16 protein-coding genes and 1 tRNA gene are annotated in these 15526 nt (G+C 56.9%); 9 read left to right on the forward strand and 8 right to left on the reverse strand.

All coding sequences use genetic code 11. The features are described from left to right. The first annotated feature begins 12 nt into the window (after nt 1–12). The 6 genes from ACPLPM_RS00365 (at nt 13) to ACPLPM_RS00390 (ending at nt 4002) form a co-directional block, all read left to right on the forward strand. Nucleotides 13–501 (forward strand): hypothetical protein, encoded by a 489-nt coding sequence (locus ACPLPM_RS00365; RefSeq protein WP_424358249.1) that lies wholly within the window; start codon nt 13–15, stop codon nt 499–501. 167 nt (nt 502–668) lie between these two features. Then, entirely contained in the window at nt 669–1493 is an 825-nt protein-coding gene (locus tag ACPLPM_RS00370; protein WP_424358250.1) for a CPBP family intramembrane glutamic endopeptidase, read from the forward strand. Nucleotides 1494–1508: 15 nt separating this feature from the next. Beyond that, nucleotides 1509–2087 (forward strand): GNAT family N-acetyltransferase, encoded by a 579-nt coding sequence (locus tag ACPLPM_RS00375; protein WP_424358251.1) that lies wholly within the window; start codon nt 1509–1511, stop codon nt 2085–2087. A gap of 89 nt (nt 2088–2176) precedes the next feature. Next, a complete protein-coding gene (locus ACPLPM_RS00380; protein ID WP_424358252.1) occupies nt 2177–2335 on the forward strand; it encodes a hypothetical protein in 159 nt (52 codons plus the stop codon). Nucleotides 2336–2391: 56 nt separating this feature from the next. Continuing rightward, the gene (locus ACPLPM_RS00385) at nt 2392–3555 is read left to right on the forward strand and encodes a hypothetical protein (protein WP_424358253.1); all 1164 of its coding nucleotides are present in this window, start codon (nt 2392–2394) and stop codon (nt 3553–3555) included. 132 nt (nt 3556–3687) lie between these two features. Next, entirely contained in the window at nt 3688–4002 is a 315-nt protein-coding gene (locus ACPLPM_RS00390; RefSeq protein ID WP_424358254.1) for a ferritin family protein, read from the forward strand. A 31-nt stretch (nt 4003–4033) separates the two neighbouring features. Here ACPLPM_RS00390 and tsaA read toward each other — a convergent pair whose 3' ends face one another. Beyond that, nucleotides 4034–4522 carry a tRNA (N6-threonylcarbamoyladenosine(37)-N6)-methyltransferase TrmO gene (gene tsaA / locus ACPLPM_RS00395; RefSeq protein WP_424358255.1) on the reverse strand — a complete coding sequence of 163 codons (489 nt, stop codon included), beginning with the start codon at nt 4520–4522 and terminating at the stop codon, nt 4034–4036. Nucleotides 4523–4632: 110 nt separating this feature from the next. Here tsaA and ACPLPM_RS00400 point away from each other — a divergent pair, with 110 nt between their 5' ends. Next, on the forward strand, nt 4633–5103 hold the full coding sequence (locus ACPLPM_RS00400) for a YdeI/OmpD-associated family protein (RefSeq protein ID WP_424358256.1): 471 nt from the start codon (nt 4633–4635) through the stop codon (nt 5101–5103). Here the strand turns inward: ACPLPM_RS00400 and ACPLPM_RS00405 are convergent. Together ACPLPM_RS00405 and ACPLPM_RS00410 are read right to left on the reverse strand one after the other, a co-directional pair. Beyond that, nucleotides 5087–6988, reverse strand: a complete 1902-nt coding sequence (locus ACPLPM_RS00405) for a PAS domain-containing sensor histidine kinase (RefSeq protein ID WP_424358257.1) — start codon at nt 6986–6988, stop codon at nt 5087–5089. The genes ACPLPM_RS00400 and ACPLPM_RS00405 overlap by 17 nt on opposite strands. Nucleotides 6989–7053: 65 nt before the next feature. Continuing rightward, complete coding sequence (locus ACPLPM_RS00410; protein WP_424358258.1) at nt 7054–7887, reverse strand: SGNH/GDSL hydrolase family protein; 834 nt, start codon at nt 7885–7887, stop codon at nt 7054–7056. 237 nt (nt 7888–8124) lie between these two features. Between ACPLPM_RS00410 and ACPLPM_RS00415 the strand changes: the two genes are divergently transcribed. Then, nucleotides 8125–9369, forward strand: a complete 1245-nt coding sequence (locus tag ACPLPM_RS00415; protein ID WP_424358259.1) for a lipopolysaccharide biosynthesis protein — start codon at nt 8125–8127, stop codon at nt 9367–9369. Between the two features lie 253 nt (nt 9370–9622). Here the strand turns inward: ACPLPM_RS00415 and ACPLPM_RS00420 are convergent, their stop codons facing one another. Next, nucleotides 9623–10453, reverse strand: a complete 831-nt coding sequence (locus ACPLPM_RS00420; protein WP_424358260.1) for a class I SAM-dependent methyltransferase — start codon at nt 10451–10453, stop codon at nt 9623–9625. Between the two features lie 102 nt (nt 10454–10555). Between ACPLPM_RS00420 and ACPLPM_RS00425 the strand changes: the two genes are divergently transcribed. Next, nucleotides 10556–11053: a hypothetical protein gene (locus ACPLPM_RS00425; RefSeq protein ID WP_424358261.1), complete on the forward strand. Its 498-nt coding sequence runs from the start codon at nt 10556–10558 to the stop codon at nt 11051–11053. Nucleotides 11054–11060: 7 nt separating this feature from the next. On the opposite strand, the gene ACPLPM_RS00430 is transcribed toward ACPLPM_RS00425, so the two are convergent. The 4 genes from ACPLPM_RS00430 to leuS form a co-directional block, all read right to left on the reverse strand. After that, nucleotides 11061–11423, reverse strand: coding sequence for a DUF3795 domain-containing protein (locus ACPLPM_RS00430; RefSeq protein WP_424358262.1), 363 nt, complete (start codon nt 11421–11423; stop codon nt 11061–11063). 525 nt (nt 11424–11948) lie between these two features. Beyond that, nucleotides 11949–12020 (reverse strand) — tRNA-Ala (locus tag ACPLPM_RS00435). 117 nt (nt 12021–12137) lie between these two features. Then, nucleotides 12138–12380, reverse strand: a complete 243-nt coding sequence (locus tag ACPLPM_RS00440) for a hypothetical protein (RefSeq protein ID WP_424358263.1) — start codon at nt 12378–12380, stop codon at nt 12138–12140. Nucleotides 12381–12431: 51 nt separating this feature from the next. Then, complete coding sequence (gene leuS / locus ACPLPM_RS00445) at nt 12432–15248, reverse strand: leucine--tRNA ligase (RefSeq protein WP_424358264.1); 2817 nt, start codon at nt 15246–15248, stop codon at nt 12432–12434. Between the last annotated feature and the right edge of the window lie 278 nt (nt 15249–15526).

Here is a 15526-nt window from a genome sequence, read left to right on the forward strand (position 1 = left end):
AGTGGTGCAGGTATGAAAGAGAGGACGTTTGTGGGGAAGGTGCTTTTCAGGCGGGAGAGCCTGATGCTGGATGTGCTGCACCGCTATCGATCTTCCCGGATGCTGCTGTTTATGGCCTCGATCATCGTCGCTGGCTGCGCGCTGGTCATCGCCCTTTCTCAGATCACTTTTCTGCTCCCCGGGTACCTGCAGCAGAGCTATCTTTACCTGCTGCTGGTCGCAGGCCTGGCCGGGATTTTTCTCGTATCGGCGCTGGCGGTGACCCTGGGGGAGCGGGGGACGACCGTCATCACGGACGCCGGCATACTGTACGGCGGCATGTTTCAGAGGTGGCCGGAAATCAGGTGCTGCGAGATGCGCAAAACCCGGCGGGGCCTGATCGTCTGGGTACGCACCAGAAGGCGCATCCGCATGTACTTCCGGGGCAGGGACTCGGAGATCGTGGAGAAGCTCTTCAGGTCCTTCTGCCGCAAAGACGCGTTCGAGTACGAGTGCGGGTAGCTCCAGACCATAATCCATAAGGCCATCCTTTTCTAATAATTGTCCCGGAGAGGATTCCCATATCTGCGTCGACCCGGGGCGCTTTCAGCCCTGATAATCCCCTGGTGGCCGGGGCCTGTAAGTCCAGGAAGCCGCCGCATATCGTAACTCTGCTGTTACTTCCGCTTATGATCGTCATCGCGTTCTCGGTGATCGGCGGCCTGATCTTTAAGGCCGTGATGCCGGAGAGCCTGGCAGGCTCCTCGCTGGTCATGGCGTTCGTGGCCCAGAACCTGGACTACATCGTGCCGTTCGGGCTGATGATCGCCGCGCTGGCAGCGTGGGTGCTGCTCCGGGAGAAGAGGCCGCTGTCGACTCTGGGCTTTAGTCGAAAAGGAGCCGCCGGGAAGTACCTGACAGGCATGGCGGGTGGTATAGCCCTGTACCTGTTCTGTATGGCATTACTGGTAGCGGTCGGCGCTGTCCGGATAGAGCAGGCTCTGGCCATTGAGCCGATCTCGGCTCTTCTGGTGCTTTCAGGCCTGGCGGGCTTCGTCGTCCAGGGAGCAGCCGAGGAGGTCCTGTTCAGGGGCTGGCAGCTGCCGGCGATAGCCGCAAAGTACGGAGTGCCGGTGGCGATTGGCCTGTCTGCCCTGACCTTCACCGCGCTGCACCTGATCGCCGACGTCGACAGCCTGCTGGTCTTCCCGTTCCTGTTCGCGTTCGCCATACTCCTTTCGCTGTATGCCCTGTACGACAGGTGCATCTGGGGGGTCTGTGGTTTCCACGCGGCCTGGAACTGGATGGATACTAACCCCTTCGGCATCGCCGGCGAGGGGGCGACGTTCAGCACCTCCCTGTTCAGCTACATGATTACCGGCGACCTGTACTACTTCGTCAACATCGCGGCGGTCATCGCAGGTATAGGCGTTCTGCTGGCCCTGTTTGCCATCAGGGGCAGGAAGGCCGGTAAGGGAGCCTTACCGGGCGAAAGGGTTAAAGAGAGCGCGTGAGACAGACAGGGTAGTATGTTCCAGTGTAGAATCGACGGCGAAACCGAACTCCGCTTACTCGAAGCCAGTGATGTGCACGAGATCTTCGAGCTCATCGACAGCAGCCGGGAACATCTCCGGCCCTGGCTGCCCTGGGTGGACGTGACCGTTACCCCGGAGGATACTGCAACTTTTATCCGCCGATCGCTGGAGCAGCACGAGAAGGACGAGGCGATCATTCTGGGCCTGCTCTACCGGGGAAAGATCGCGGGAGTGGTCTCGCTGGTCACCATCGACTGGGAGAACGAGAAGGCGGAGATCGGGTACTGGATCGGCACACGGTACAGGGGAAGGGGACTGATGACCAGGGCGTGCAGTACCCTGGTGACGACAGCCTTCGAAGACCTCGGACTGCACCGGGTGGAAATCCGGGTCGTGACGGAGAACGACCGCAGCCGCGCGATCCCCGAGAGGCTGGGCTTTACCCGGGAAGGAGTCCTGCGCCAGGCGGCCCTGCTCTACGATCGCTACCGCGACTTAGAGATCTACTCGATGCTGAAGGACGAGTGGCCGGCAACCCGCCCTGCCGAGCCGCAAAGTCCGAGAGACCCATGAAAAAGGGGCCTGCCCCGTATTTTCCGGCCCGGAAAGAACGGACAACCTAGTTATGCGCCCACGACGTCGATCTCAGGGGAGATCGTGGTATGGGCATCGAGAAAAAGGTCGACGTAGAGCACGAGGATGTCGAGGAGCACAAGCCGCTCACGAACGCTGAGAAGGCGGAAGGGAAGAGATACGAGGAAGCGAAGGAAAAGCGGGAGATCATCGCCGGCTACCGCACGAAGATCGATAAGGGCAAATGAGAAAGCAGCCAGACAAAGGACAAGTTTATTAGAGATGACTTCAATGTGCGTGTCCGATGAGTTCGGCAGTCCGACGGGCGCTTCTAGTCATTGTCATACTTCTTTTACCGCTGGCTGCGGCCGGCGTCTCCGGTTGCGTATCGGTGCCGGGGCTTCAGACAGCAGGACCAACGTCTACTGCGGAGCCAGGTTCGACGCCAGCTCCGACACATAAACCGGCGCCGACAGCTCCGGACTTCATACCTATGGAGAAGCCGGTGACCCCGGTTCCGACGGCCACCCCGGAGCCATCGCCCGAGGTGATCTTCAACCCCACCTACCGGTGGGAGTACAAGAACGTCCGGTGGGCCTTCACGATGGTAGTACCCCAGGACGCTTACCGCTATTTCAGGGAGAAGCCCCGGACGCCGGGCATGAGCTACGCGGACTACGCGCTGGCCGACGAGGACCGGGAAACGCTGCGGGACGTGGCGGAGAGGATCAGGAGCGGGGGCGAGAGCCAGGGCTACTCGGACTACGATAACGCCATGAACGTGCTCACCTTCGTGCAGTCGCTGCCCTACGCCAGGGACGCCGACTCCCGGGGAATTGCGGAGTACCCGAGGTACCCTGTGGAGACGCTGAAAGACGGGCAGGGCGACTGCGAGGACAAGACCATCCTGGCCGCCGCGCTGCTCCAGAGCATGGGCATGGACGTGGTCATCCTCATGCTGCCGGACCACTCGGCCGTCGGCATCAGCGTCCCGGGGGCAGACGGGACCAGCTACGAGCACAACGGCAAGCGCTATTATTACTGCGAGACTTCTTCAGGCGACTGGAAAATCGGAGAGCAGCCGGACGAGCTGCGCGGCCTCACCGCCAGGGTGGTCCCCCTGGAGAGGTCGCCGATCCTGGGCTTGCACGTGACCGCCACTTCGGTTAAAGCCGACAGTGACAACGTCTACTTCAAGACTCAGTACAGAGTCGAAAACGCCGGCCCCGGGACTGCTACCGGCCTGGTGCTGCGCTTCAGGGTCCTGGCCCCCGACCAGGGAGAAACCAGCATCTGGCCTCCCGAGCGGACAGTAGAGCTGCATAGTATCGCAGAGGGCGAGACAGTCAACGGAGAGCTGACGATCACCGTGCCCCAGGGCGAGCTCGGCCAGATCGAGTGCCTGCTGTCCGGGGATAACATCGAGACCAAGAAGGTCAGGACCGACGTCTTCAGGGCGGTCATGTGAAGCTGAGAGCCTGCCGGCCATGTCGATCTAAAAGCCTGTGAATGTGGACTAACGCTGCGCTGTGCTGGCCCGTGGACCTCACAGGAATATTATATAAACAATGTGATAGTAATTTCCCGGTGAGGAGAAAGAATGCCAGAGTTCAGCCATAATTTTTCGGGCATGAAAGCCAGCCGGAAGCTGACAGACGAAGAGCTCAAGAGGGCTATCCGCTTCGACATCGCCGCGGAGTACGAGGCGGTGCAGCTGTACCTGCAGCTCGCGGAGTCCACTGACAATAAGCTGGCCATCGCCGTTTTACAGGACATCGCTGAGGAAGAGCTGGTCCACGCCGGGGAATTCCTGCGCCTGCTCAAGGAGCTGGCCCCGGACGAGGAAGCGCATTACGACGAGGGCGCTGAAGAGGTTGAAGAGATGATCAAGAAGCTCAAGGGAAAGAAAAAGTAGATACCGGGTACTACTCCTGAGGACGGGGTGCCTAATCCCGCAGCCCGTGAGGAGTGTGGGCCTTTCCAGTTTTATCGACGCCCTGCGCCCAGCCGCTCTTTACTCCGTGCCGGCAGTCGAACTGCTCGATGTAAGGCTTGATGTCCAGCAGCGGAGTCCCGTCGAGCACGTCGATGCCGGTTACTTCGAGCACGTTGCCGTTCACGCCCTGCAGCTCCACCACTGAGAACCCGATCGGGTTAGGCCGGCGGAAGTGTCGGATGGAAAAGATACCTCGCTCCTGGCTGTTATCGAGAAAAGGTTTCTGCAGCAGGGAATAGCCCTTGACCTTGTGGAAGTAGTAAATGAGGATAAGGTGGGAGAAGCCTTCGAGATCTTTGAGGCCGGGGGCGTACTCGGGCAGGACTTCGACCGTCCCGGGGGCTGTGCTGAACACAGGCTGTATGGGCGTATGATCCGGGTCCGTGAAGGGCGTGTGAATGTAGCCGAGGACTTTAAAGGTCACCTCATTGTCTATCATAGCTGAAGATCGGTAAGCCTATAAGATATAAGTAGCGTGACTCGCTCTCCGACAGCCCGCCGGGATATGGTCCGCAAGCATTTTGGCGAAGCCCGGACAATGCATATTTTATGGCTGGCCAGGAGTTCGAGGCAACGCTGATCAAGGACGAGGAGAGCGGCGGAGTAGGCATCAGAATACCCTTTGACGTGCAGCAGGCGTTCGGAAAAAAGGGCCAGGTGAAAGTGCGCTGCACCATCGACGGAATGCCCTACCGGGGGTCTATCCACCCATACGGCGGCGTCTATTACATGGGTGTAATAAAGAAGATCAGGGAGGCCATAGACAAAGGGCCGGGCGATCTTGTGAATGTCACCATGGAGGTCGACGATGAACCGAGGGTTGTCGAAGTGCCGGAGGATCTGGCGCAGGCTCTGACTGGCAACGAGAAGGCGAGAGCGGCCTTCGAGAAGCTGTCGTACTCCCATAAGAGGGAGTACGTCGAGTGGATAGCTGAGGGGAAGAAAGAGGAGACCAGAGCCCGCCGCATAGCGAACACGGTTGAGGAGCTGAGCGGCAGCGGTGCTAAGAAGCCTCGATGAGCGGCAGCGTGACCACGAACCTGGCCCCTTTTGTATAGTCGCCCGGTACCCGGTCTTCCACCTCGAGCCGGCCGCCGAAGTCCTCGACCAGTATTTTGGAGAGGCATAAGCCGAATCCGCTGCCGCTGGCTCTCTTGCAGTCAAGGGCTAGCCGGTCGAACAGTTTGCCCTTCATCTCGTCAGCGATGCCATGCCCGTTGTCTTCGACGGTCACTCTGCAGCAATCCAGGCCCTCGGCCTTAATCTTAGCCATCGTTACCTCGATGCAGACAGGCCCGTCTGTGTGCTTGACGGCGTTGCCGACGAGGTTGTCGAACACTTCCCCGAGCAGCTCGTTGGCCATGACAGTGCAGTTTTCCCCGGTGCGCAGGCTGACCCTGACGTCTCTCCCGGCGATGCCGGAGTACCGGGAGGCCAGGCCGGCGAGCACCCGGCCCACGTCCACCGGCTCGTGCTGGTATGCCCCGGCTTTCTCCTGCTGCAGCTTCCGTATGTTGTAGATGATGCGGGAATTGTGGGTCAGGGCCTCGATCGGCTTCGATATGAGGAACAGATCGTCCTTCCGGAGCTGTCCGTCCTGCCGGATTTTCTCTTCGGCGAGCTCCAGGAAACCCATGGCGATCTGGTTCATGTTGTTGACGTCGTGGCCCATCAGATCAACGTACAGGTCGGTCTGTTTTTTAGCGCAGACCAGCTGATCCTCGAACGCCTTCCGCTCCGTGACGTCGTCCAGGATAACAACGATGTGGCTGACAAGGCCTTCCGAGCCGCGGGTTGGGAACACTTTTAAGCGGAAGTAGGCCGGGGCTTTCCCGGCTCTTTCAACCCGCAGCCCGTCCACTGTGGCAGTATCGATCCCGGCAGCCTGTGCCGCAAGTGAGGGTAAGGCTACGCCCGCCTCCGGCAGCGCCTGCAGGATGCCGAGCTTGCCGGTCACCTCCGGGCGGCGCAGGCCGCAGATCTCCAGGAAGCGATCGTTTGCCGTCACGATGGTGCCGGCTGTGTCGCACATGCAGATGGCCAGCGGCGACTGCTCGACGAGGTCGGACATGAGCAGGGTGACGTCGTCCAGCTTCCTGGACACCTCCTCCACGGTGACGACCTTGATGTTGCCCAGCGAGTAGGCCAGCAAGGCCAGCCCGGTAAAGTTGATCATGAGGGCGTACCCGAGGCTGGCCAGGTCGAAGGCGGCGAGGAGGCGCAGGCCGTCCATCAGCATGAGGACATCGGCGACCGTGCTGAACATGTACGTGATCATGATGATGGAGAGGAGGTATCGCAGCTTGCCCGGCAGGTGGGTGAGAATCAGCATCGACGTCAGCGCCAGCACTGCAATGTCAAAGATGACCGAGCCAGTGTAGTTCAAGGTGCTGAACAGGTCAGCGCCGGCCCTGCCGAAGCCGACCGTGGCAACGACGAGCACAGTCAGCCCCGAGACCGCGCTGAGGAAAAGGATTGCTGCCTTGGTATAAGGCTCCCTTTTAAAGTCGCTGGCTTTTGATGCAGCCAGTAAGGACAGAAGCATGGGCACGTAGGTCAGAAGGGTCAGGAACTTGGCGAAGTCCAGTAGCCAGGGCAGGCCTGGAAGCTCCGGGGCCAGGTACCAGAAGAACACCGAAACCAGGCCCAGCAAAAAGACGATTGCCTGCCCCGCGAAGAGGATTTTCAGCACCCGGTCCCGGCTCGAGAGGTACTGAAGGATAGCGAGCGGCAGGCAGAGCACGACGAGAGATACCACCGACACGACGGTGATAATCGAAATGATGCTGCCTGTCCCCAGGTAGGCGAGAGCGATGATGATACCCACGAGGATGACGAACTGGACGGCTAACATCACCATCAAAAACAGGTTATAGCCCTTCGCCAGCTGAACCCCATGGTTCATGTGTTGTAGTTTTGTTAATATTTGCACATAAGGGTTTGCTGCCCGTCCCGGGTAAGCTTCGCGACTCAGGTCAGGAGATTGCACTCCTTTTTGAGCATCTCTTTAACGTACGGCATGATTCGCCCGTTGACGTGGATCTCGTCAGCCACAAACTCGTCCCTGACAAAGCCCTGCTTATCCGCCACTACCGGATAGATGTCCAGGTACTTGTACTGGTGAGCCAGGCAGTACGCCTTCAGCTTTTGGTTAAAGCGGCGGTTGATGTAGCTGCGCATTTCGGGAGAAGCCTGGTAATGGTAGTTGCTTTTAAAGCTGTTCACCACCTCTTCCCTGATCTTCTTCGTAGCGTACGGCGGGTAGCGGACGACATCCCGGGCGGCGGGAAGCACGCCGTAGACCAGGAAGTTGACTCCCCGGGCTCTCAGCTCGCTGAGGACCTGGCCGTAGTTTTCGATCGTCGTATCCATCAGCTTATCCATGGATACTTTACCGTTGTTTTTCATGTACTGGTTATAGAAGTGCACCCTGCAGTCGATCTCCCCGAAGGTGAGAATGACGTAGTCTTTCTTACGGTCGATCTTCTCTACCGCCTTGAGCAGCTTCCGGTACGACTGGATAGTGCTGTTGCGGTTGACGAGATTGTACGCTGTCGCAGGCCCGATATTTCTGATGATGAAAGACCTCTGGTTTTTAAAGGCCCAGGAATGGCTGTCACCGATGACGTAGATCAACGGCGCTTTAAATAGTATGGAGTATGCGTAAGAGTATACCTGGTACAGTATTCTCATGACCATGTCCACATATATGGCAAGCGTGTACTTAAGCAGGAAAATGATGCCCCGTTCCCCGATTATTTCTGATACAAGCCAGTAATAACGATTGGCGTATATGCGAATCAAACCCCGAAACAAATTTATTCTAATCGTATTAATAATTTGTTATTTAATATTTTGGTGGTAGGCCACTTTATGCGTAGCCGAGGACCGACTAAGCCATAGACGGGATAGTTGCCGGACGGCAAATTATATGAGCTGCAGGATTAACCTACCCTGAGGCAGTACGTCTGGCCACTGGCCTTGAACCCCTTGTGTTAGTATTATATAATTAGTCATATATTATATTTGTTGATACATAGCATGAGCACGGTTGTCAGTCACTACATAGGGGGAATAAAGCGCAGCCTGAACGACCCGTTTTTCAAGAACTCCTTCTTCATGGTGGCGAACAAAGCCCTGGGCGTGGCCACCGGCTTCATCTTCTGGGCGATAGCGGCGAGGTACTACTCGGTCAACGACGTGGGCAATGCGGTTGTCCTGATATCCGCGGCGTCCCTGATCCTCGCCTTTTCCAGCATGGGCTTCGACATATCACTCCTGCGCTACTTCCACCACTACGACAAGACCAGGGCGTTTAACACCTCGATGGTGGTCATGGTCTCCACCGCCCTGGTGCTGGGCATACTGTACGTGGCAGCTGCCGGGTACATCTCTCCCGACATCGCCGGCTTACTCAACTGGCAGTACATCCTGGTCTTCCTCGTCTTCGTCGGCACTGGTGCAGCCGGCACCGTCGCCACCCAGACCTTCATAGCGATGAGGGACGCGAAATACACGTTCATCCAGAACCTACTATACCTGTCAAGGATACCTCTGCTGTTCCTGCTGGCGGCCTTCGGGTTCTTCGGCATCTTCAGCGCCAACGTGCTGTCATACATAGTAGCGTTCGTCTTCGTGGCCTGGATACTCCAGAAGGTCGTAAGGATCAACCTGCGGATAGACCTCGAGTTCATCAAAACCAGCTTCAGGACCTCATCCCGCAACTACGTGGCCAGCATCCTCTACAACGCCGCCTACCTGTCTGTGCCCCTCATCATATCAGCGCAGTTAGGCGAAGCGCAGGCCGCCATCTACTACATCGCCTACACCCTGGGCAACTTCCTGCTCCAGATCCCCATATCCCTGAGCACCTCCTTCTTCGTGGAAGGCGTCTACGGGGAAAACCTGAAGAAGAACTTCATCAAAGCTGGCCTGACTGTGTACTCGATACTCGTCCCCGGCGCCATCTTCTTATTCCTCTTCGGCCCTGCCATCATGGGCTTCTTCGGACCCCGGTACCTCGAAGGGCTGGAGCTGATGAAGCTCATCGTCCTCGCCAGCTTCCCGTATACGATATATTCGCTGTTCATCCCCGTGCTCAACATCAGGATGAACGTCAATACGATTATTTTACTCAACGCCATCATCTTCGCCGTCCTGCTGGGCGGGACCCTCCTGATGATACCAGCCTACGGCAGCAGTGCGTTCGGATACGCGCTGATAGCGACCTTCATGATCATAGACGTCGTCATACTCATTCTTGCGAAAAGGTGGAAGTGGATCTGATAATGATTCGCTTACCATCTCCTTTAACCTCTTTACCTCCTTAAACCTCCCTTTTAAAACTCCTCCCTGACCTCCATGTATCTCCTTAAACCTGCCTCCTTTAACCTTCAGTGCCTCCTTAAACCTCAAACCTTTCCGGGTCATGTGGAATAGCAAAATGTAGAGGATTAAGGAGGTACAGGAGGATGTGAGGTAGGTTAAAGGAGATACAAGGAGGTTAAAGGAGGGTTTTAAAAAAAGAGGTTTAAGGAGGTCAGGAGGTTAAAGGAGATAACTGAGGCTTGATCGCCACGACAAGCAGGCTGCTGTTAGACACCGGGATGCCCTCAGTCGTTCTCGTCTTTTCCAGTTCTTCGGCGACGTCCTGCCTGGCCCGGACCCGCAGGCTATCGGGGACATGATTGAATAACCTGCCGGTAGAAGTCGATTCTGCGTATTGCAGGGCGTCTTCTGCAGTCGGATGTAGCCGCTTTCGCTCGTGGAGCTCGACCTCGATGTTCTGGAAGCCGGCCTCTTTCAGGAGAGCGACAAGCTCGGCCCGGCTCACAGGCTGACGGGCGTCGGCTTCGGGCCTCACCTGCCCGGCGTAGGGGGCTTTAATGAACACCCGGCTTGTGATAGCCTGGAGAGTCTGCGGATTATCCCGGTCGGCCGTCGTGATCCCGATCTTGCCCCCGGGCGCCAGGACACGGAAAGCCTCCCGGAGAGCGGCGGGCTTGTCGACTACCCAGTGGAGGACGGAGGAATAGTAGATGTGATCGAAGGCGGAATCGGGCAGGCTGTGCAGATCCTCGGCGATACCGACACCGAAATGCACGTTGCGAGGCTCATGCGATGTAAGCTTGTCACATGCCGCTTTAATACGGTGCTCTGACGGATCGATGCCAAGCACGAAGCCGGATGGCCCCACTGTTTGTGAGACAAGCAAGGTAAGCCGGCCGGTGCCACAGCCGACGTCGAGAACTCTGTTGCCGGCCTCGATGCCCATGCGACGAATCAACAGGCCGCCTTTCTCGAGCTGGCTGTCGCTGATCAGGTCGTAGCGCTCTGCGAGTTCGGGAGTGTCATGGCCAAAATCGCTCATGGTAGGTATACTGATAAAACTGCCTATGGTTGAAATACATTATGTGGTCCCGGGAGAGGCATGCTCGAAAAGCTATTATTGAATAAAACGAGATAATAAGCCGTGGATAAAATAAAACTCCTGGCCATCATGGTAGCGATAATTGCAGCATTAGGGATGGCACTTTTATTGACTGTACAACAAGAAGCCTTAATGCAGCAGGAGCTGAACGTTTCAGGACCGGCGCCGGGGTATATTGGCTCAACCCAGATTTACCTGATCGATTCCAATCTCAGCTACGAAAGGTTCGAAGATACATATCTATTCTACGTCCTGGACCATTATTACTACATACAGGGAGAGCCTTGCGCAGTCATCCGGGGAACGATAAGAAACGACGGTGCCAGCGACAGCTGGATCACCATCATGCCCACAGTTTATGATATAAACGGGCAGAGCGTCGGAACTGTAATAACAAAGTCTACCAAGCCGTGGTTCCAGACTGTTTTCGTAGAAAGCAACGGGACAGAATCGTTCGAGATACCGGTAAAATACTATAAAAGGGATATTATGAGGTACGAACTCACCCTCGGAGGGCCGACCGCATATCCCCCGCCATAGCCGGACACTATATGTCAGCCAGTTTTTCGTTCCACAAATCAAGAAAGGATTCGGGCCCTACACTTTTCATCAGGATCTGGTTTTCGATGAGCTTCTGCCCGTACTTCTCCCACCGCTTCGCGAAGTCCTTGAACTTTCTGCACGGCAAAGTTTCGCACTGATAGCAGTGGGTAATTCCTCTTTCCGCACAGCAGAGGTGGAACGTCTTACAACGCCCGCACCGGTCGGCCAGCGATGCGCCAGGGCATGGCTTTCTATCCCGCACGTAGACAGGACAGCCGCCGCAGAAAACGCCGCAGGAAGGTATAACTCCGTCGTAGTGTTTGAGCTGCTCGACAAGGGCAGAACTTTGTTCTTTAGTGCTGGCCATTCTAATCCAGTAAGATATGGGCAATTGGTGTTATAGGCTTATCGGGCAAATGCCGATCAATAATGCGGTCGACGGGGGCTTTTCGGGCATCAGTCCGGCATCAGCCGGATGCGGAGATGGCCGGGTAATGGACGCCTATGAAGTGGCGTCGCTTAGGACTTGCGAAGCAATGTAACCGGCGGCTGCGAAGCGCCAGCCGGGTTTTCGTTGCGAGGGTGCGAGTCCGGCCCGGACATCGTAGCACCCGAAAAGCCGGAGTAGCACGCCCATCAGGGCGGGCGTCGACCCGCGAAGGGAACTATTGATGATTAATAGTCGTCCTGCTGCTGATCTGCGAATCAAAAAGAAATAAACTGAAGCAGTAAACAGCCCTTTTTGATGATTAGTGTTAGGGGGCTTTTTGACAAAAAGCCCCCTCGTCACCCCTCAAAAACTTGTTCTAAAAAGTGCCTTCGGGCTTGCTTTCATGTCGCAAGTCAGGAGAACTTTTTTAGAAAGTTCCCCGACAGCCCCTCAAAAATCTTATGGACACGTCGGGAATTGAACCCGAGGCCTCTTCCATGCCAAGGAAGCGATCTACCCCTGATCTACGTGCCCTAATGTGTAGAATCCAGCACTTCATAGTGCCACATATCTTATAAATCTATCGGTAGATAGCGACGGAAAAAAGGAGAAAAGTACGGCCATAGAGCACCAGTCATATAAACTATAAGTTCACCGGCCGCTCCTCTTGCAAGGTGCCAGCATCTGCAGGATCTCCCGGCCCCTGGGCGTCACCCGATAGGGAAAGCTGTCCTTGTCCGGGCTCTTCTCAAGAAAACCAGGCTCGACGGCGCAAGCTATCTCCCTCATAATGAGCTCGTCGATCTCCGCACGGCTCATTCGCATAAGCCCATTCTTCTTCTCGGGCTCCATGAAGGCAAGCACCAGCTCCTCGATATCGTCTGGAATACGCATGAAAAGAAAAGGGCAGGAGCAATACGTAATGCCCCTACCCCGAATACCGCCTTACTTGATTAACAGGGCGGGCCTGCCCGGTATGGCATGCCGCCTCTTGTTCTCAGGATCAGTCTCCGGGTTGACTGTCACTGTCATCCCGACCTCGCGACTAACGAAGTCCTTTGCCTCGTCGAGGACGGCCTTCTCGTCAACGCCGCTGAACACGAGCCGCTCGCTGATGACCTTGCCGACGTACTTGCTGACTTCCTTGCCCTGCTTCCGCATCTCAGCATCCGCCATCACGTCCTTCATGGCGTCGCCCATGTTCTTGCCGGATGCCAGTTGCAGTGCTTTGTACTTCCACTCGTCGGCGGTGTAGATGAACACCTCTTTGGCCTCCTTGAGCTGAGCCACTTCGACGATCTCCTGGATGTCCTCGATGACGTTGCGGATGAAGTCCTCGGACTTCTCGATGGACTCGTCCACGGGCACGGAGTCATCCCACGACGGGTACGGTGCCTTGGCGACGAAGCCCTGGCCGCCGATCTTCTCCCAGATCTCCTCGCACACGTGCGGGCAGAAGGGGGCGAGGATCTTGGTCTCCGCCTCGATGAACCAGCTGATGAGCTTCTTGTTCGGCACAGGCGACCTTCTGATGTACCACTTGAGGTACCGCTGCATGTCGAAGTATCCTCTCTGGATGGCCGAGCGGAAGTCCATGTTGTCCATGGATTCCCTGGTCAGCTTGAGGGTCTTGATCGTCATGGACTCCAGCCACCGGTCGATGTACTTCTCGTCGTCCCGGCCTTTGCCGTAGTTCTCGATGGCGAAGTCGTACCACTGGGTCAGCCTCGGGCCGGCGTTGCGGGCGAACTCGCTGTCCCAGTTGGGGTCCTCGAGGCCTTCGCCGCCGTACATGAGGGTCATCCGGGTGGCGTCGGCGCCATACTGGTCGCAGATGTGCCGCAGCGTGTGCACGTTGCCCTTGCTGGTGGACATCTTCTGGCCATCCAGCTGCAGGAAGCCGTTGACGCTCATGCCCTTAGGCCAGTACTTCTCCGGGAACAGGGCGGTGTGGTTGAAGATGCAGAAGGACAGGTGGTTCTGCACGAGGTCTTTGCCGCTGTTCCTCAAATCAAACGGATACCAGTACTCGAACTCCTGTTTGCACGTGTTGAGCAGGTCCTTGCTGATGCCGGTGTGCTTCGAGACTTCGTCGACTTTACCGGTGTTCTGGAACACGAAGTCGAAGAACTCATCCGTCAGCTGTTCTGGCTTGATGCCGTACTCCGGGTTCTCGAGGTACTTGGCAATGGTGTAAAAGGCCATGTAGATCGTGGAATCGGATAGCGATTCCACCACCCAGCGCTTGTCCCAGGGCAGCTCGGTGCCGAGGCCGTACTCTCTGGTGCACGCCCAGTCCTTGAGCCAGTCCAGCACGTAGTCGAACTGTTTCCTGGTTTTTTCCGGGTAGAGCTTCATCTGATCCAGGGCCTTGTGGGCCTGCGCCTTCCAGATGGGGTTGCTGTAGTTGAGGAACCACTGGTCGGAGACGATCTTGACCACGCACCTGGTCAGATCACGGCAGACGACCGGCTCGGGCAGCTCGTAGAACACGTCGGCCTTGTCGGCGTGCACGAAGTCGGAGACCAGCTCCATCTTGGCCTCCATGACTTTCTTGCCCTTGTACTTGCCCGTGTTCTCGTTCAGGATGCCGGTGTGGAACTCCTTCTTGTAGATCTCCTTCGTCGCCTCTTCCAGCTTGGGGTCGTCCTGGTTCTTGATGTTCATGCCCTCGACGATCTCCTTGGCGGGGAACTTGCCGTAGCCGTCGATGGTGATGAGGTTGACGAGCTTGATACCGCTGATGACGCTCTCGTCCAGGCCGAACTTCTTCGGGTCGTTCTCGATGTCTCTCAGCGCGGCGTAATCATACGGAGCGTGGGCGGGCACGGACATGACTACCCCTGTGCCGACGCCGGGGTCGACGAAGGTCGCCGGGAGAATGGGTATCTCGGTGCCGGTGACCTGGTTGAGGACCTTCTGGCCGATGAACGTCTTGCCGGGCACTTTCTCAAGTATGGTTACGGCGAACTTCTGGTTCTCCAGCTTGCCGATCGTGTCCTCGGAGACGATCCAGACCTCGTCGTTGACCTTAGCCCTGACGTAGGTGACCTCGGGGTTGAGCCAGAGGTTGGTGACGCCGAAGGTGGTCTCAGGCCTGTATGTGCCGCAGGGCAGGATAGCATCGTCTCCGACCCTGAACTTGATCAGGTAGATCTCCTCTGGGGTGACACCCTCGCCCTCAAGGCGGCCGTGGTCGCCCACGGGGGATTTGCACCGGGGGCACCACACGACGGGGTGCTCGCCCATGACGATGTAGCCGCCAGCCTTCAGTTTACGCATCTGCCACTGGATGAAGTGATCGTAAGGGGGGTTCAGCGAGGTGGTGATGAACGACCGGGACCAGTCGACCGCTGCGCCGATGCGCTTCAGGTCCTTCTTTGTCTCCCGGGGGAAGAACTCAGTCCAGTATACGGGGTCTGCGAACTTCGGGATCTCCTCCTCGGGGATGCCCATCTTGCGGAGGATGTCCATCTGCTTCTTCTCGCCCTCGGCGATGCGCTCCGCCGCCGCGACGATCGGAGTTCCTGTACAGTGGAACCCGAACGGGAACAGGACGTTGAAGCCCTGCATGAGCTTGTACCTGGCCATGACCTCGGCCCGGATGCCGCTGAAGGCCCGGCCGATGTGGAAGTAGCCGTTCATGTATGGGTATGGGAATGTGATGAAGTACTTAGGCCTGCCCGGCTCCACCACCGGCTCGAAAACCTTCGCTTCATCGTAGCGCTTCTGCCACTTTTCTTCGATTGCCTTGAAATCCATATGATGTCCTCGCGGGAAAATGATAGTGAATCGCGTTTGTTGTTGTCGTAGTCTTATATAAGTATGTCTGTATAAGGTTTTTCATATCAACATCGGCCGAGGCCGGGAACGAAGCGTAACGGTAAACGAACGCTGCGCTGTGCCAGGGTCACAGATTGATACGGATTGCACAGATTTCACAGATACGAACCAATTAAAAGGAAGGGTAGCTTATCATCCCCAAAATTTAATAGCCATCTGTGCAATCTGTGGCATCTGTCGTAATCTGTGATCCTGGC

Source organism: Methanocella sp. MCL-LM (genome assembly GCF_049676595.1).
In the GTDB taxonomy this organism is placed as follows: Archaea; Halobacteriota; Methanocellia; order Methanocellales; family Methanocellaceae; genus Methanocella_A.